This window comes from Rhodococcus sp. WMMA185 (assembly GCF_001767395.1).
Lineage (GTDB): Bacteria > Actinomycetota > Actinomycetes > Mycobacteriales > Mycobacteriaceae > Rhodococcus_F.
Window position 1 is genome coordinate 1,639,302 of the sequence record NZ_CP017014.1, and the last position, 17,668, is coordinate 1,656,969.

The following is a 17,668-nucleotide window of genomic DNA, read 5'->3' on the forward strand; positions in this document are numbered from 1 at the left end:
TATTCGAAGATGCGTAGGACAACAATTTTGGAGACCGAGCACGTGACCAGGTTCGACAGTATCGAGCGCGCCATTGCCGACATTGCCGCGGGCAAAGCGGTCGTCGTCGTCGACGACGAGGACCGCGAGAACGAGGGCGACCTCATCTTTGCTGCGGAGAAGGCCACCCCCGAGTTGGTTGCGTTCATGGTTCGGTACACGTCCGGGTACCTGTGTGTGCCGCTCGACGGCGCGGATTGTGACCGCCTGGGACTGCCGCCGATGTATGCCACCAATCAGGACAAGCACGGCACCGCATACACGGTGACCGTCGACGCGCGTGAAGGTATCGGGACCGGTATTTCGGCGTCCGACCGCGCCGCCACGATGCGGCTGCTGGCAGATCCGGGTAGTAGCGCGCATGACTTCACCCGCCCAGGTCACGTCGTGCCACTGCGCGCAAAGGAAGGCGGCGTGCTGCGCCGCCCCGGACACACCGAAGCGGCCGTGGACCTGGCCAGGATGGCCGACCTGCGCCCCGCCGGGGTGATCTGCGAGATCGTCAGCCAGAAGGACGAGGGCGCGATGGCGCAGACCGACGAACTCCGGGTCTTCGCCGACGAGCACGACCTCGCGCTGATATCGATCGCAGACCTCATCGCGTTTCGCCGCAGGCACGAGAAGCAAGTGGTGCGGGTCGCGGCCGCACGCATCCCCACCAGACACGGCGAGTTCACCGCTGTCGGGTACCGGAGCATCTACGACGACGTCGAGCACGTGGCACTGGTCCGCGGCGACATCCCCGGCCCGAACGGTGACGGCGAGGATGTGCTGGTGCGCGTGCACTCCGAGTGCCTCACCGGTGACGTCTTCGGCTCACTGAGGTGCGACTGCGGCCCGCAGCTCGAGGCTGCTCTCGACATGGTCGCCCAGGAGGGCCGTGGTGTGGTGCTCTACATGCGCGGACACGAAGGCAGGGGCATCGGACTGATGCACAAGCTGCAGGCCTACCAACTGCAGGACAACGGTTCGGACACCATCGACGCCAACCTGGCTTTGGGTCTGCCGGCGGACGCCCGCGACTACGGTATCGGCGCGCAGATCCTCGTGGATCTGGGAATCTCCTCGATGCGCCTGCTCACCAACAACCCCGCCAAGCGGGTCGGGCTCGATGGGTACGGGCTGCAGATCACCGAGCGGGTGTCGATGCCGCTACGCGCCAACGCCGAGAACCTGACGTACTTGCGCACCAAGCGTGACCGGATGGGGCACGACCTGATCGGCCTCGAAGATTTCGACGCGGGTGAGATCCTGTGAGCGGCGAGGGCCTGCCTGGCCTGGAGTTGGACGAAGCGGGCGATCTCCGGGTCGCCATCGTTGCCGGCCGCTGGCACGCCAAGATTTCCGAGGCGCTGATCGCAGGCGCGCAGCGGGTGGCGGACGAGGCGAACCTGAAGAATGTCACGTTGGTCCGGGTGGCCGGTGCAATCGAGCTTCCGGTCGTGGCACAGGCCCTCGCCCGTACCCATGACGCCGTCGTAGCCCTCGGTGTCGTGATTCGCGGCGGTACCCCGCACTTCGAATACGTCTGCGACGCGGTGACGGCAGGGCTGACCCGGGTGTCTCTCGACGAGAGCACCCCCGTCGGAAACGGTGTACTCACCACGGACACCGAACAGCAGGCCGTCGAGCGCAGTGGGCTCCCGGGCTCGGTCGAGGACAAGGGTGGCCAGGCGTGTGCCGCCGCACTCGACGCCGCAGTCACCCTGGCGAGGCTGCGCCGGACGGAGGAGTCCCTTGCGTGATCGGGAACAATTCATGACTTCAGAATCATCCGAAACATCATCATCCGAAACATCCGAGTGGGAGTTTGTGGCGAGGCCACGAAAGTCGCGCCGATACGCGTTCGGTGTGGCCATTCTCATCGTCGTCGTTCATGTGACGTTCGCGATTCTGCTACGCGGCGATTCGACGGGCGTCTACTTCCGATTCGCCGACCAGGTCGCGTTCGCAGGCATCGGCTTTCTACTGGCAGCAGGTGTTCTGTTGTTGACGCGCCCGAGGGTGAAGATAGGCCCACGGGGGATCGCTGTGCGGAACGTGCTCAGCGAGCGCATCGTGGACTGGGATCTCTACGAGGGCTTGTCCTTTCCGGACGGGGCCGCGTGGGCTCGGATCGAACTACCCGACGACGAGTACATATCCGTGATGGCGATCCAGTCGAATGACGGCGAGTACGCGGTGGACGCCGTGCGCCGATTCCGTGAACTGGTGGCCCAGTACGCGCCGACCTGATCGCAACCCGGATCCTCGCCGAGACAGCGATGATGCGGAGTTGGTCGGTGGCGCCGACTAACGTGAAGGAGTGCCAGATCCTTCGACATATCGCCCCGCGACCGGAACGATTCCGATCGATCCGGGGGTGTACAAGTTCCGCGACCCGCATGGCCGGGTCATCTATGTCGGGAAGGCGAAGAGTCTTCGTTCACGGTTGAATTCCTACTTCGCCGATGTTTCGACGCTGCATCCGCGCACCCGACAGATGGTGACGACGGCCGGGAGCGTCGAGTGGACGGTGGTCAGCACCGAGGTCGAGGCGCTCCAACTCGAATACAACTGGATCAAGGAATTCGATCCCCGGTTCAACGTCCGCTACCGCGACGACAAGACCTACCCGGTCCTCGCTGTGACGCTGAACGAGGAGTATCCGCGGCTGTTCGTCTACCGCGGGCCCCGACGCAAGGGGGTGCGCTACTTCGGCCCCTACTCGCACGCGTGGGCCATCCGCGAGACCCTCGATCTGCTGCTCCGGGTGTTTCCGGCTCGCACCTGTTCGGCCGGGGTCTTCAAACGTCACAACCAGATCGGACGTCCCTGCCTCCTGGGCTACATCGACAAGTGTTCCGCGCCGTGCGTGGGCAGGGTGTCTGCTCTCGAACACCGTCAGATCGTGGAGGACTTCTGCGATTTCCTGTCGGGGCGCACCGACAAATTGGTCAGGGAACTCGAGTCGCGGATGGCCGCGGCGGCCGAACAACTCGACTTCGAATTGGCTGCTCGCCTGCGTGACGACGTGGGTGCCCTGCGGAGGGCACTCGAAAAGCAGGCCGTGGTGCTCGGCGACGGAACCGACGCCGACATCGTGGCGTTCGCAACCGACGAGCTAGAGGCCGCGGTGCAAGTTTTCCACGTCCGCGGCGGGCGGGTACGCGGCCAGCGCGGTTGGGTGGTGGAAAAGGCCGGCGATGTCATCGATTGGGCCGCTGTCGATTCCGATGCAGGGTCGGACCTGCCGCTGCTCGTGGAGCAGTTCCTCACCCAGTTCTACGGCGAGCAGGCGGCGTTGTCGGGTGACGCCGTGGCGGGCACCCACGGAGTGCCCCGAGAGGTCTTGGTGCCTGTGCTGCCCCCCGACGCCGAGCAGATCCAGATGTGGCTGAGTGGTCTTCGCGGATCGGCGGTCCGGTTGCGGGTGCCCCAGCGCGGCGACAAGAAGGCCCTCGCCGAGACCGTGCAACGCAACGCAACGGAGGCGCTCGCGCAACACAAGCTGCGCCGCGCCGGCGACTTCACCTCACGGTCCGCGGCCCTGCAGGGGATCCAGGAGGCACTCGACCTGGATTCGGCTCCACTGCGCATCGAGTGCGTCGACATCAGTCACGTGCAGGGCACCGATGTGGTGGCCTCGCTCGTCGTCTTCGAGGACGGTCTGCCGCGCAAGTCGGACTACCGTCACTACGCGATCAAGGAGGCCGCGGGCGGCGGCCGTTCCGACGACGTCGCCAGCATCGCGGAGATCACCCGGCGTCGGTTCCTCCGGCACAACCGTGACATCGGGGTACTGCAGGCGGAGGCAACGGGCGCAGACGTCACGGAGGCAACGGGTGCGGACGCAGCGATGGTGCCGGGTGATGGCGGCGGCAGCTCGGCACCTGGGTCGGCCATCGATCCGCAGACCGGTAGGCCCAGACGGTTTGCGTACCCGCCGAATCTGTTTGTCGTCGATGGTGGCGCCCCGCAGGTCGCTGCGGCGTCGGCCGTGTTGGACGAACTGGGGATCACCGACGTCGCGGTGATCGGATTGGCAAAGCGGCTCGAGGAGGTGTGGGTTCCGGGGGAGGAGGATCCGGTGATCCTCCCGCGCACCAGCGAATCGCTGTACCTGTTGCAACGAGTGCGCGACGAGGCGCACCGCTTCGCGATTACGTTCCACCGCAGCAAGCGTTCCAGGCGCATGACTGCGTCCGCGCTCGACTCGGTGCGAGGTCTCGGTGACACCCGTCGCAAGGCGCTGGTGACGCATTTCGGATCCGTCGCACGCCTCGAAAAGGCCAGCGTTGAGGAAATCACGGCGGTTCCCGGCATCGGTACCGCAACCGCCAAGGCGGTCCTGGCCGCACTCGGGGCTGAGGAACTGTCTGCGCAGACGGCGGGTGTGGGGGATGATGAACCCGATCGGAACGAATCGGGCACGAGCGGAGAGGGCGGCACAGGTATCGAACAGCAGAGGGCGGGACAGCGGGACAGCGGGACAGCGGAAATGACGTAGGAAATACAGCGCTTCGCAACGGACGGGTGTCGAGTGAACGAGCAGTACGTGGGGAACAACAGCACACACACGGTTCGGCCGATGGACTTTCTTCTCGTCACCGGGCTCTCGGGAGCGGGGTTGCAGACAGCGGCCAATGTCCTCGAGGACCTCGGGTGGTATGTGGCAGACAATCTGCCGCCGGAACTGATCTCCAGGATGGTGGATCTGAGCCTGGAATCCGATTCCCGACTCGAACGTCTCGCCGTCGTCATCGACGTCCGCAGCAGGTTGTTCACCGGTGACCTCGGCTCTGTCCTCGTCGAATTGGAGAGCAAGCCGGTGCATACGCGGGTGCTCTACCTCGACGCGTCCGACGCGGTGCTGGTACGCCGATTCGAGCAGGTCCGCCGCAGCCATCCCCTGTCGGGCGGAGGAGCGGAGGGCACCCTCGCCGAGGGCATTGCCGCCGAACGTGACCAGCTCGCAAAGGTGAAGGCGGCTGCAGACCTGGTGATCGACACCTCCTCGCTTGCCGTACACCAACTGCGCCAGAAGATCGAGGACGCCTTCGGTGAGGCCGGGAACAGGACGATGCAGGTAACGGTCCAGTCTTTCGGTTTCAAGTACGGTCTCCCGATGGACGCCGATCTCGTCTGCGATGTCCGGTTCCTGCCCAATCCGTACTGGATACCCGAGTTGCGCCCGCGCACCGGCCAGAATGCGGACGTGCGGGACTACGTGTTGAACCAGGACGGTGCCGAGGACTACCTCACCACCTATCACCATCTGCTGGATCTGACGATCGCGGGATATCGTCGGGAAGGGAAACGCTATATGACCATCGCGGTGGGTTGCACCGGCGGCAAACATCGCAGCGTGGCGATGTCGGAGGCGCTCGCGGGCCTCCTCGAAAAAGACTCCGGGGTCAACGTGCGTGTGGTCCATCGCGATCTGGGGCGCGAATGATGAGTGCAGGCCCAACGCCGGCGATCGTTGCTCTCGGCGGGGGGCACGGACTCTTCGCCACCCTCAGTGCCGCGCGCCGACTCAGCCATGACGTCACGGCCGTGGTCACCGTCGCCGACGACGGCGGATCGTCAGGGCGTCTTCGGGCCGAACTGGGTGTGATACCACCCGGTGATCTGCGCATGGCGCTCGCCGCGCTCGCCGCGGACGACCCCGACGTGCGGGACTGGACGGAGACCATCCAGCACCGATTCGGCGGAATCGGGGCCCTGGCAGGACATTCGGTCGGAAATCTGATTTTCGCCGGTCTCACCGAAGTCCTCGGCGACCCGGTAGCCGCGCTCGATGAACTCGCACGGTTGCTGCGGATCAACGGGCGCGTCCTGCCGATGTCGCCGATTGCTCTCGAGATCGAAGCCGACGTGCAGGGCCTCGAGGCCGACCCACGGGTCAGCCGGTGTATCCGCGGGCAGGTCGCGGTCGCGACCACCCCGGGCAAGGTGCGCCGGGTGCGACTGTTGCCGGCCAACCCGCCTGCGTGCCCCGATGCTGTTGCGGCGATCGGCGCCGCCGACATGGTTGTACTCGGACCAGGATCGTGGTTCTCCAGTGTCATTCCACACGTCCTGGTGCCGGACCTCCTCGAGGCCCTGACCGCCACTCGTGCACGGAAGGTACTGGTGCTCAACCTGGCTCCCGAGCCGGGCGAGACTGCGGGCTTCTCCACCGAGCGCCATCTCCACATACTGTCCCAGCACGCCCCCGAGTTGACCGTCGACTTCGTCGTGGTGGATTCGGGGTCGGTGCCGCCGGGGCGTGAGCGTGAGCATCTCGCCCGGGCCGCCGGGCAATTTCGAGCACATGTCATCTACGCCGACGTGTCGCAACCCGGAACCCATATTCACCACGCAGGCAAGCTGGCATCCGTTCTCGAACATCTCCCCGAAGATCCCGGTCCGGGTCCAGTGGGCAGTGCGGTGTCCGAGACAGCAGTGGATGCCCCTGTCGAGACACCGGTCGAGACACCAGAGGAAAGGGAGAGCGCTTCGTGGCAATGACAGCAGAGGTCAAAGATGAACTCAGTCGTCTCGTCGTCACTCATGTGAGCTGCCGAAAGGCCGAAGTTTCGTCGCTGCTGCGGTTCGCCGGGGGATTGCATATCGTCGGAGGCCGGGTAGTGGTCGAGGCAGAAGTGGATCTCGGGTCGACGGCGAGGCGGTTGCGCCGCGAGATCTTCGATCTGTTCAGCTACAACGCTGACGTCCATGTCTTGAGTGCGGGCGGGTTGCGGAAGTCTTCGCGATACATCGTGCGTGTCGCGAAGGAGGGGGAGGCGCTTGCTCGCCAGACCGGGTTGCTGGACGTGCGAGGGCGTCCGGTTCGGGGTCTGCCCGCTCAGGTAGTCGGGGGAAGCGTCGCCGACGCGGAATCGGCGTGGCGCGGTGCCTTTCTGGCACACGGATCCCTGACCGAGCCCGGACGGTCGTCGGCCCTCGAGGTCAGCTGTCCCGGACCGGAGGCGGCGCTTGCGCTGGTCGGTGCAGCCCGGAGGCTGGGAATCTCAGCCAAGGCACGTGAGGTCCGTGGTACCGATCGGGTGGTGATCCGCGACGGCGAGGCCATCGGCGCCCTGCTCACCCGCATGGGAGCCCAGGACACCCGCCTGGTGTGGGAGGAACGCCGGATGCGCCGGGAGGTTCGGGCGACGGCCAACCGGCTTGCCAACTTCGACGACGCCAACCTGCGCCGCTCGGCCCGCGCGGCTGTGGCGGCCGCCGCACGGGTTGAGCGCGCGCTGGAAATCTTGGCCGATGACGTTCCGGAGCATCTGGCCGCTGCAGGTCAACTCCGTGTCAAGCATCGCCAGGCGTCACTCGAGGAACTCGGGCAACTCGCGGACCCGCCGATGACGAAAGACGCCGTGGCCGGACGGATTCGGCGACTGCTCTCGATGGCGGACCGCAAGGCCAAGGAGACCGGTGTTCCCGACACCGAGTCCGCCGTCACCGCGGATCTTCTCGACGACGAGTAGGGGCCCGCCGAGACCGTCCCCTCCTTGCATGGGTGGTGTACGCGCGTCCAGATCCGGAGCACTAGTGTGGGGGAGACATCGAATGATGGATCCCACGCCCGACCATCGCGCATGAATCGTGAATGACGCGAGTGTCATGGTGCGGGAGCAGAGATGCACAACCAGAAACATGCGCAAAGGAGCAGATTGTGACTGTCCGGGTAGGCGTAAACGGTTTCGGCCGCATTGGACGTAACTTCTTCAGGGCGGTGGATGCGCAGAAGGCGCTCGGAACTACCGACATCGAGATTGTGGCGGTCAACGACCTCACGGACAACGCTTCGCTGGCGCATCTGCTGAAGTACGACTCGATCCTGGGCCGTCTTCCCCACGACGTGTCGCTCGAGGGCGAAGACACCATCGTTGTCGGTGATCAGAAGATCAAGGCTCTCGCGATCAAGGAGGGCCCCGCCGCGCTTCCCTGGGGCGATCTCGGCGTCGACGTCGTCGTCGAGTCGACCGGAATCTTCACCGACGCCACCAAGGCGAAGGGGCACTTGTCCGCCGGAGCCAAGAAGGTCATCATTTCCGCCCCGGCCAAGGGTGAAGACATCACCATCGTGATGGGCGTCAACGACGACAAGTACGACGGCAGCCAGAACATCATCTCGAATGCCTCTTGCACCACCAACTGTCTCGGCCCGATCGCCAAGGTGCTCGACGACGAGTTCGGCATCGTCAAGGGCCTCATGACCACGGTGCATGCCTACACGCAGGACCAGAATCTGCAGGACGGACCGCACAGCGACCTGCGCCGCGCCCGTGCCGCCGCTCTCAACGTGGTGCCCACCGGCACCGGTGCGGCAAAGGCGATCGGCCTGGTGCTTCCGCAGCTGCTCGGCAAGCTGGACGGCTACGCGCTTCGGGTGCCGATCCCGACGGGTTCGGTCACGGACCTGACCGCCAACCTGCGCAAGACGGCGTCTGTCGAGGACATCAACGCCGCGATGAAGGCCGCCGCAGAGGGGCCGCTCGCGGGCATCTTGAAGTACTCGGATGCTCCGCTCGTGTCCTCGGACATCGTGACGGACCCGCACTCGTCCATCTTCGATGCGGGACTCACGAAGGTCATCGAGGATCAGGCCAAGATCGTGTCCTGGTACGACAACGAGTGGGGTTACTCCAACCGTCTCGCAGACCTCATCGGTCTCGTCGCCAAGTCTCTCTGAGCGAAGGTCCGGTAACTGTGCCAGTTCAGACTCTCCAGGATCTGCTAGGCGTCGGAGTGGAGGGACGTGGCGTGCTTGTTCGCTGCGACCTCAACGTTCCGCTCGACGGTGGCGAGATCACCGATCCCGGACGCATTGTCGCGTCTGTTCCGACGCTGAAGACGTTGGCGGAGGCGGGCGCCAAGGTTGTTGTGACGGCTCACTTGGGTCGCCCCAAGGGGGCGCCCGACCCGGAATTCTCCCTCGCCCCGGTTGCGGCGAAACTCTCCGAGATGCTCGGACGCAACGTCCAGCTCGCCGGCGATGTCGTCGGACAGGACGCCTTGGCGAGGTCGGAGGGGTTGACCGACGGCGACGTACTCCTGCTGGAGAACATTCGCTTCGACCCCCGCGAGACCAGCAAGGACGAGGCCGAGCGCACCAAGCTCGCCGAGGCACTGGTCGAACTCGTCGGTGACGACGGCGCATTCGTGTCGGACGGGTTCGGCGTCGTGCACCGCGAGCAGGCATCCGTCTACGACGTCGCGAAGCTTCTTCCGCACTACGCGGGGACGCTCGTCGCGGCCGAAGTCGAGGTGCTCGGAAAGCTCGGCGGCGCGGACGGCGCGGGACCAGACCGGCCCTACGCCGTCGTGTTGGGCGGCTCCAAGGTCTCGGACAAGCTCGCCGTTATCGAGGCGCTCGCCCCGAAGGTCGACACCCTGGTCATCGGCGGCGGCATGTTCTACACCTTCCTGGCAGCGCAGGGGCTTTCGGTCGGCGACTCGTTGTGTGAAGAGCCGATGATCGAGACGTGCAAGGGGTTGCTGGAACGGTACGCCGACGTCATTCACATCCCGCAAGATGTGGTGATCGCCGATTCGTTCGCCGCCGATGCCGAGTCGAAGACCGTGTCGGTGCTCGACATTCCCGACGGCTGGATGGGTCTGGACATCGGACCGAAGTCGGTGAATCGCTTCGCAGCGATCCTGGCAGGTGCCAAGACGGTGTTCTGGAACGGCCCGATGGGTGTGTTCGAGTTCGAGAAGTTTTCGTCGGGTACCAAGGGTGTCGCCGAGGCGATCATCGAAGCAACCGGCAAGGGCGCGTTCAGTGTCGTCGGCGGCGGCGACTCGGCCGCGGCGGTCCGACTGCTCGGTCTGCCCGAGGACGGGTTCTCCCACATATCCACCGGCGGCGGTGCATCTCTCGAATACCTGGAAGGTAAGCAACTTCCCGGCATCTCGGTTCTGGAGGGCTGAACATTGACATCTCCCGCCGCTTCGGCCCATCAGAAGCGTAAGCCGCTGATCGCCGGCAACTGGAAGATGAACCTGAACCATCTCGAGGCCATCGCGCTGGTTCAGAAGATCGCCTTCTCCCTCCCGGAGAAGTACTTCGAGCGGGTCGATGTGACGGTGATCCCGCCGTTCACGGACATCCGCAGCGTGCAGACCCTTGTCGAGGGAGACAAACTCCTGCTCACCTATGGTGCGCAGGACGTCTCGGCCCAGGACGCGGGTGCGTTCACCGGTGAGATCAGCGGATCGATGCTGGCCAAGCTGGGATGCACCTTCGTCGTCGTCGGACATTCCGAGCGTCGGACCCTGCACGGTGAGGACAACGCCACGGTGCAAGCGAAGACCAAGGCCGCGTTGAAGAACGGGCTGACGCCGATCGTGTGCATTGGCGAGGGGCTCGAGATCCGGGAGGCCGGCGAGCACGTGTCCTACAACGTCGAACAGTTGCGCGGCTCGCTCGCCGGACTGTCGGCCGAGGAAGTCTCCAGGGTCGTCATCGCGTACGAGCCGGTATGGGCGATCGGAACCGGTCGCGTCGCGAGCGCAGCGGATGCGCAGGAAGTGTGCGCGGCGGTTCGGACCGCGTTGGGGGATTTGGCGTCCCCGACGGTCGCTTCCACCGTTCGTGTGCTGTACGGCGGCAGCGTCAATGCCAAGAATGTCGGCGAGATCGTCGGACAGGCGGATGTGGACGGGGCGCTCGTGGGAGGTGCTTCGCTGAAGGCGGACGAGTTCGCCACCCTGTCCGCCATCGCGGCAGGCGGACCGCTGCCCTGAGGCGGGGCCACTGCCCTACAGGCGCAGACGGCGCCTGTAGGGTGTAGGGGTTGTTGTTGTTTCTACTGGACGGGTGGACGTAGACAGACATGGCACTGTTCCTGGATATCTTGCTGGTTATCACCAGCTTGCTGCTGGTCCTGCTGGTGCTGCTGCACCGCGCCAAGGGCGGTGGTCTGTCCAGCTTGTTCGGCGGCGGCGTTCAGTCGAGCCTTTCCGGTTCGACGGTTGTCGAGAAGAACCTCGACCGGCTCACCGTCTTCACAGCCCTCATCTGGGTGATCGCGATCATCGGTATCGGCCTGGAGATCAAGTTCGGCTGATCGTCCCCATCATGCGGGCAGGCCGCTGCGGGCCGATACTGGATGAATGATCGAAACCCCGCGCGAGGCCACCGAACCGCTCCGTGAAGATATTCGATTGCTGGGCGGCATCCTCGGTCAGATCGTGCGGGAGCAGGCTGGCGACAGGGTCTTCGACCTCGTAGAGCAGGCCCGGGTCGAATCGTTCCGGGTCCGCCGCTCCGAGATCGACCGCACAGATCTTGCGGAGATGTTCGCGCGGGTGTCCAGCGAGGATGCCATTCCGGTGATCCGGGCTTTCAGCCATTTCGCGCTCCTCGCGAATCTGGCCGAAGACATCCATCGCGAGCGTCGGCGCGCCGTCCACGTGGCAGCGGGCGAGCCTGCCCCCGACAGCACCCTGGCCGCCACCTACGCCAAACTCGACGCCGCGCATCTCGACAGCGCGTTGGTCGCGGCCGCATTGGATGGGGCCCTGGTGTCGCCGGTCATCACGGCACATCCCACCGAGACGCGTCGTCGCACCGTATTCGAGACCCAGACGCGGATCACCGACTTGATGCGGTATCGGGAGCGGACCGCACTCACCGCATCCGAGACCGCCGACGTCGAGGTTCGGCTCGGTCGTCAGATCCTCACCCTGTGGCAGACCGCGTTGATCAGGTTGTCCCGGCTGCGGATCCAGGACGAGATCGGAGTGGGCTTGCGGTACTACGACGCCGCCCTGTTCGAGGTGGTACCGAAGATCAATGCCGAACTCCGCCATGCTCTACGGGCGCGTTGGCCAGATGCCGGCCTCCTTCGCGAGCCGATTCTGCGTCCCGGATCGTGGATCGGTGGCGACAGGGACGGCAACCCTTATGTCACCGCCGAAGTCGTGCGTCACGCCACGACACGCGCCGCCGAGGCGGCGATCGAACACCATCTCGGGCAACTGGTGAATCTCGAGAAGGAACTGTCGATGTCGGCTCGGCTCGTGGAGGTCACCCCCGCCCTCGATCTGCTCGCGGCCGCGGCACGTGATGATTCCCCGTCCCGCGTGGACGAGCCGTATCGGAGGGCGATCCGTGGAATCCGCGGACGGCTCACGGCCACCGCCGAGCGCATCCTCGGCGAGATTCCCGATGGTGGCCTCGACAGCGGGCTCGAGCCGTATGAGACGCCACGGGAGATGCTCGACGAACTCGGCATCGTCGACGAGTCCCTGCGGTGTAGCGGCGACGCCGCGATCGCCGACGACGGCCTCGCTGCCCTCCGGGATTCGGTCGAGGTGTTCGGTTTCCACCTGTCGGGCCTCGACATGCGGCAGAACTCGGAGGTCCACGAGACGGTCGTTGCGGAGATGTTGGCCTGGGCCGGCGTGCACGAAGACTACCGGTCACTGTCGGAGGACGAGCGAATCGAACTGCTGTCGGCGGAGTTGTCGTCGCGCCGACCGTTGACTACGGCGAAAGCCGAGTTCAGCGAACTGACCGCGAAGGAGCTCGCAATTCTCGCCGCGGCCGCGGACGCTGTCCGCAGCATCGGTGCGAACGCGGTACCCAACTACATCATCAGTATGTGTACCTCGGTCAGCGACATGCTCGAGGCCGCGATTCTCCTGAAGGAGGCCGGCTTGTTCGACCCGGGCAGCGGCGAGTCACCGTCGTGCCCGGTCGGAATCGTGCCGCTGTTCGAGACGATCGAAGACCTTCAGCAGGGAGCGGCCACTCTCGAGGCGACCCTCCAGGTACCCGTCTATCGGGCTCTGGTGGCGTCGCGCGGCGATTCTCAGGAAGTGATGCTCGGGTACTCCGATTCCAACAAGGACGGCGGCTACCTTGCCGCGAACTGGGCGTTGTATCGAGCCGAGTTGGACCTGGTGGAGACGGCTCGCAAGACGGGAATCAGGTTGCGACTGTTTCACGGTCGCGGCGGAACGGTCGGCCGGGGTGGTGGTCCCAGCTATGACGCCATTCTGGCGCAACCGCCCGGCGCTGTGTCGGGCTCGCTGCGTATCACCGAGCAGGGCGAGGTCATCGCTGCCAAGTACGCGGAACCGCCTCTCGCGCAACGCAACCTGGAGACATTGCTTGCGGCGACGCTCGAGGCCACTCTGCTCGACGTCGAGGGCCTCGGCGACGACGCCGAACCCGCATACGCCATCCTCGATGAACTGGCTACGTTGGCGCGCCGCGCATACAGCGAACTAGTGCATGAGACACCGGGTTTCGTGCAGTACTTCGAGATGTCGACCCCGGTCGCCGAGATCGGATCGCTGAACATCGGGAGCAGGCCCGCATCGCGCAAACAGACGAAGGAGATCTCGGATCTGCGGGCGATTCCCTGGGTGCTCTCCTGGAGTCAGTCGCGCGTGATGCTGCCCGGTTGGTACGGCACCGGTACGGCGCTCGAACAGTGGACGGCCCGTGACCCCGGCAACGTGGCAACCCTGTCGCGGCTGTACCAGACCTGGCCGTTCTTCAGGACTGTGCTGTCCAACATGGCGATGGTGATGGCCAAGTCGGACATGGGTCTCGCTGCCAGGTATGCGGAACTGGTGCCGGACGAGGAACTGCGGGGCAGGGTGTTCGGCAAGATCGCCGACGAACACGCGCGCACCATCCGAATGTACAAGACGATCACCGGCAACGACACGCTGTTCGCCGATAATCCAGGGCTCGAACGGTCACTGCACAACCGCTTTCCCTACCTCGAGCCGCTCAACCATCTGCAAGTTGAGTTGCTGCGCCGGTACCGCAGCGGGGACGACAGCGACCAGACCCGTCGCGGCATTCAACTCACGATGAACGGGCTCGCCACCGCACTGCGCAACAGCGGGTAGCGACCCAGAACTCCCGGGTGCTTGCCACCGAGGCTGAGAAATCGGGGAGGAAGCCAGTCTCGTTCTGGGAGGGTAACTCCATGGACGACGACCCCACGGCAAACACCAGGAAGACGGGCAACAAGGCGCCGACAACGGCGGCGCGCCGACTACGCGCTTTGCCCGCCTGCGGTGGCGAATAGGTTGGGGCTACGAGTCGCCGACGTGGCCGCGGCCATGCGAGCGAACGGATTCGGAGACCCCTGAGCGACAATCGCGCCGAGCGGTGGCACCGAGCAGGTGCCGCCGTGGTTGTCCGGACTGCTCTCCGACAAGGCGGTGCGGAGTGCCCAGAACCAGGCCGGAAAGGAGTCTCGCCGCCTCGAGGAGGAACACCGGGAACTGCTGCAAACCGACAGAGTCCAGCGCAAGCTCGAGTCCGGCAAGACCCACTTCCGGGGTGCGGACTTCGAGCTCGTCGCGGACATCGCTTTCGAAGCCGCGCAGGAACTGGCCCGCCGCGCCACCGTGGACGACCTGTCCATCGAGGAAGCTACCGCGCTGCGGGCTGTCGGAGTGAATCCCCGCAAGCACTCGACGTGGCCGATACACGCGGGTAAGTGCTCGGCAGTCCAGCATATCGGGTCGGCACGATCGTCCAGGTCGCCCGGTCGCGCGTGAAGGTGCGAATGTCGGCTTCAAGCCGGATCACTATGCGGTGATCGAGAAGTCGATGTATCCCCAGCGTCTCCGGGCCGTGCCGGAGGTCTATACGCCCGAGATCGGCGAGCAGGTGCGGTTCCGTGATTGGGCGGACATCACCGCCAGGGCACGGTCACCGAGGTCGACGGCCCCCTCTTCCGTGCCGGCTACCTCCTGGCGTCCAAGGCTCCGCGCTCGGCGTGGTTCGATAGCTTGCGGCTGTTGCCGGAGGAGCAGCCGTCCACTCCGGCCGAGCTCAACCCGACGACGGACGGCTTCGCCCCACAAGACTGGGGCAGTTGTGGTTGATGGTTCTGGTGTGACAATTTGGCAGTTTTGGGGTTGGGGCATCGACTCGGTTGTTAACCTCTCCTGGGCTGCTGTGCTGATCCGATGCTCAGGTTGCCCACTGCACGGTTGATCCGTTTTGTTCTTCTGAGTCAGGAGAGAAATGTGAATCACCACAGTAGTTTCCGCAGGTTCTCCGCGGTCCGGGCGCCTGTCCGGCGTCTGGTGCTCGGGTTGGCAGCCGTTTCGGCGATGGTGCTGGGGATGGCCGGGATTGGGGCGGGGGCTGCTGCCGCGGACACCGTCATCGCCACCATCGATGTAGGGGACTCCCCACAGGGGGTGGCTATCACCCCGGACGGGTCCCGCGCCTACGTCGCCAACTTCTCGGACAATTCGGTGTCGGTGATAGATACCTCCACGAACACGGAGCTAACCACCGTTCCGCTCGGGGCAGGGTCCTTGCCGGTCGGGGTGGCCGTGACCCCGGACGGATCCCACGTCTACGTCGCGAAGGCTGGTGCAGGCGCGGTAGATGTGATCGAGACCGCTGGCAACACCGTCGACGATACTGTCCCGGTCGGGTCTGGTCCTTCCGGGGTGGCGGCAAGCTCGGACGGATCCTACATCTACGTCGCCAACAGTGGCAGCGACTCGGTGTCAGTGATCGACACCGGCACAAACATGGTGGACGCGACCGTCATTGTGGGGGACGCCCCGAACGACTTGGCGGTCACCCCGGACGGATCCCACGTCTACGTCGCCAACAACAGCGATGGCGACGTCGACGTGATCGAGACCGCAGGCAACACCGTCGACGATTCGGTTACGGTCGGGAATCTCCCCCGGGGTGTGGCGGTCACCCCGGATGGATCCCGTGTGTACGTCGCGAATCTGTCCGACGGCACGGTGTCGGTGATCGACACCGGCTCGAACACGGTCGTCGATACCGTTACGGTAGGGAACTCCCCAACTGGTGTGGCGGTGACCCCGGACGGATCCCGTGTCTACGTCGCCAACGGTGTTGACAACACGGTGTCGGTGATCGACACCGGCACGAACACGGTGATCGACACCGTCACGGTGGGCGGCGGACCGTTGGGGGTGGCGGTCACCCCTGACGGGTCCCGCGTCTACGTCACCAACCGTCTGGACGACACGGTGTCAGTGATCGCCGTCGAGACGTGTCTCGGATCGTTGTGTATCGACTTCGGCTCGTTGACCGGCAGCGGTTCGGGGGCGGGTAGCACCTTCAGCTGATACCTGTATTGCAGTGACCGAGTGATGCCACAACCCTGATACGAGCGCGGCATCACTCGGTTCGTCGGCCTGCACGTGTAGTCCACCGTGGTTTCGAATCACCCACCGATGCAACCAGTCTGGGGTATAGCCGATTCCCATGCGGCGTTTCTCGTGTGCGGCGAACCGTGATGGACGCTCTGAGTACTCAACCCGGCTGTCAACTGGTGTTGTGAGTGCCTTTGGCGAGCCTCCGGTTGCGCGGGGTTTGTGGTTGTTAACCTCTATTCGGCTGGTGTCCGGGGCTGGCCGCCCGGTTTGCGTCACTACACGACCCGTCCGTTTTGTTCTTCTAGGTGGGAGAGAAACGTGAATTGGTTCAGTGGTCTACGACAGCGCGGCACTATCGGGGGGCGCGCGACGCGTCTGGTGTTGGGTGTGGCAGCGGTGTCGGCGATGGTGCTGGGTACGGCCGGGGTAGGGGCGGGCGCCGCGGCGGCGGACACCGTCATCGAAACGATCCCGGTCGGGGTCCGCCCGGACGGTGTGGCGGTGTCCCCGGACGGGTCCCGCGCCTACGTCGCCAACAACAGCGGCGGCACTGTATCCGTAGTCGACACCGGCACGAACACCGTGGTCGACACCATCCCGGTCGGGGCCGGTCCGTCCAGGGTGGTGGTGTCTCCGGACGGGTCCCGCGTCTACGTCACCAACACCAGCGACAGCACGGTGGATGTGATTGAAACCGGCACGAACACGGTGTTCGACACCATCCCGGTCGGGACGGCGCCCTTCGGGGTGGCGGTGTCCCCGGACGGGTCCCGCGTCTATGTCACCGATCTCGCCAACGGCACGGTGGATGTGATCGACACGTCCTCGAATTCGGTGGTCGACACCATTACGATCGGGGCCCTCTCGTTCGGGGTGGCGGTGTCTCCGGACGGATCCCGCGTCTACGTCACCAACCAGACCGACGGCACGGTGGATGTGATCGACACCAGTACGAACACGGTGGTCGACGCCATTGCGGTCGGGGTGGCCCCGTCCGCGGTGGCGGTGTCGCCACTCGGGTTCCGCGTTTACGTGACCGTTGCCGGTGACACTACGGTGTCGGTGATCAACGCGTTGACCAAAACGGTGGTCGACACCATCCCGGTCGGGTCCGGTCCGTCCGGGGTGGCGGTGTCTCCGAACGGATTCCGGGTCTACGTCACCAACCAGGGCGACGGCACGGTGTCGGTGATCAACACCTTGACCAAAGCGGTCGTCGACACCATTACGGTCGGGGACTTCCCAATCGGGGTGGCGGTGTCCCCGGGCGGATCCCGCGTCTACGTCACCAACCAGAACGACGATACGGTGTCGGTGATTGCCATTGATAGGTGTCTCGGATCGCTGTGCGTCGATTTCGGTTCACTGACGGGCAGCGGTTCGGGGACGGGCAGCACGTTCAGCTGACATCCCCACTGTCAGGGCCGCGTGACGCCACCCCTACACGAGGCGGCGTCACGAGGTTCGCCGGACCTGCGTTCCAGTTCAATGTGCTCTTGAATTACCCACC

General features: G+C 65.1%; 16 protein-coding genes. All 16 read left to right on the plus strand.

All coding sequences use genetic code 11. The features are described from left to right. Positions 1-42: 42 nt before the first annotated feature. Positions 43-1,296 (plus strand): bifunctional 3,4-dihydroxy-2-butanone-4-phosphate synthase/GTP cyclohydrolase II, encoded by a 1,254-nt coding sequence (locus BFN03_RS07400; RefSeq protein WP_070380699.1) that lies wholly within the window; start codon positions 43-45, stop codon positions 1,294-1,296. Then, entirely contained in the window at positions 1,293-1,784 is a 492-nt protein-coding gene (gene ribH, locus BFN03_RS07405) for a 6,7-dimethyl-8-ribityllumazine synthase (RefSeq protein ID WP_070378478.1), read from the plus strand. Before BFN03_RS07400 ends, ribH begins: the two co-directional genes overlap by 4 nt. 13 nt (positions 1,785-1,797) lie before the next feature. After that, positions 1,798-2,274 (plus strand): PH domain-containing protein, encoded by a 477-nt coding sequence (locus tag BFN03_RS07410; protein WP_070378479.1) that lies wholly within the window; start codon positions 1,798-1,800, stop codon positions 2,272-2,274. Positions 2,275-2,344: 70 nt separating this feature from the next. Continuing rightward, complete coding sequence (gene uvrC / locus BFN03_RS07415) at positions 2,345-4,528, plus strand: excinuclease ABC subunit UvrC (RefSeq protein ID WP_084385536.1); 2,184 nt, start codon at positions 2,345-2,347, stop codon at positions 4,526-4,528. A gap of 81 nt (positions 4,529-4,609) precedes the next feature. Continuing rightward, entirely contained in the window at positions 4,610-5,476 is an 867-nt protein-coding gene (gene rapZ, locus BFN03_RS07420) for an RNase adapter RapZ (protein WP_198163418.1), read from the plus strand. Next, a complete protein-coding gene (locus BFN03_RS07425) occupies positions 5,476-6,534 on the plus strand; it encodes a gluconeogenesis factor YvcK family protein (protein ID WP_198163420.1) in 1,059 nt (352 codons plus the stop codon). The genes rapZ and BFN03_RS07425 overlap by 1 nt, the downstream gene beginning before the upstream one ends. Further along, positions 6,525-7,508 (plus strand): DNA-binding protein WhiA, encoded by a 984-nt coding sequence (gene whiA / locus BFN03_RS07430; RefSeq protein ID WP_070378482.1) that lies wholly within the window; start codon positions 6,525-6,527, stop codon positions 7,506-7,508. The genes BFN03_RS07425 and whiA overlap by 10 nt, the downstream gene beginning before the upstream one ends. A gap of 188 nt (positions 7,509-7,696) precedes the next feature. After that, on the plus strand, positions 7,697-8,716 hold the full coding sequence (gene gap / locus BFN03_RS07435; RefSeq protein WP_070378483.1) for a type I glyceraldehyde-3-phosphate dehydrogenase: 1,020 nt from the start codon (positions 7,697-7,699) through the stop codon (positions 8,714-8,716). 17 nt (positions 8,717-8,733) lie between these two features. Then, positions 8,734-9,957 carry a phosphoglycerate kinase gene (locus BFN03_RS07440; protein WP_070378484.1) on the plus strand — a complete coding sequence of 408 codons (1,224 nt, stop codon included), beginning with the start codon at positions 8,734-8,736 and terminating at the stop codon, positions 9,955-9,957. 3 nt (positions 9,958-9,960) lie between these two features. After that, entirely contained in the window at positions 9,961-10,773 is an 813-nt protein-coding gene (gene tpiA, locus BFN03_RS07445; RefSeq protein WP_269748459.1) for a triose-phosphate isomerase, read from the plus strand. 89 nt (positions 10,774-10,862) lie between these two features. Then, positions 10,863-11,096, plus strand: a complete 234-nt coding sequence (secG, locus tag BFN03_RS07450; RefSeq protein WP_070378485.1) for a preprotein translocase subunit SecG — start codon at positions 10,863-10,865, stop codon at positions 11,094-11,096. Between the two features lie 46 nt (positions 11,097-11,142). Beyond that, positions 11,143-13,899, plus strand: a complete 2,757-nt coding sequence (gene ppc / locus BFN03_RS07455) for a phosphoenolpyruvate carboxylase (protein ID WP_070378486.1) — start codon at positions 11,143-11,145, stop codon at positions 13,897-13,899. A gap of 279 nt (positions 13,900-14,178) precedes the next feature. After that, a complete protein-coding gene (locus BFN03_RS07460) occupies positions 14,179-14,559 on the plus strand; it encodes a hypothetical protein (RefSeq protein WP_070378487.1) in 381 nt (126 codons plus the stop codon). A gap of 126 nt (positions 14,560-14,685) precedes the next feature. Continuing rightward, positions 14,686-14,889, plus strand: a complete 204-nt coding sequence (locus BFN03_RS07465) for a hypothetical protein (RefSeq protein ID WP_070378488.1) — start codon at positions 14,686-14,688, stop codon at positions 14,887-14,889. Positions 14,890-15,033: 144 nt separating this feature from the next. Next, on the plus strand, positions 15,034-16,128 hold the full coding sequence (locus tag BFN03_RS07470; RefSeq protein ID WP_198163422.1) for a beta-propeller fold lactonase family protein: 1,095 nt from the start codon (positions 15,034-15,036) through the stop codon (positions 16,126-16,128). A gap of 348 nt (positions 16,129-16,476) precedes the next feature. Then, entirely contained in the window at positions 16,477-17,565 is a 1,089-nt protein-coding gene (locus BFN03_RS07475; RefSeq protein ID WP_232320459.1) for a beta-propeller fold lactonase family protein, read from the plus strand. The last annotated feature ends 103 nt before the right edge of the window (positions 17,566-17,668 follow it).

Bases quoted from the DNA above. Each gene is read 5' to 3' on its own strand.
- BFN03_RS07410 (WP_070378479.1), top strand. From the start codon at position 1,798: ATGACTTCAGAATCATCCGAAACATCATCATCCGAAACATCCGAGTGG.
- rapZ (WP_198163418.1), top strand. From the start codon at position 4,610: ATGGACTTTCTTCTCGTCACCGGGCTCTCGGGAGCGGGGTTGCAGACA.
- BFN03_RS07425 (WP_198163420.1), top strand. From the start codon at position 5,476: ATGAGTGCAGGCCCAACGCCGGCGATCGTTGCTCTCGGCGGGGGGCAC.
- secG (WP_070378485.1), top strand. From the start codon at position 10,863: ATGGCACTGTTCCTGGATATCTTGCTGGTTATCACCAGCTTGCTGCTG.
- ppc (WP_070378486.1), top strand. From the start codon at position 11,143: ATGATCGAAACCCCGCGCGAGGCCACCGAACCGCTCCGTGAAGATATT.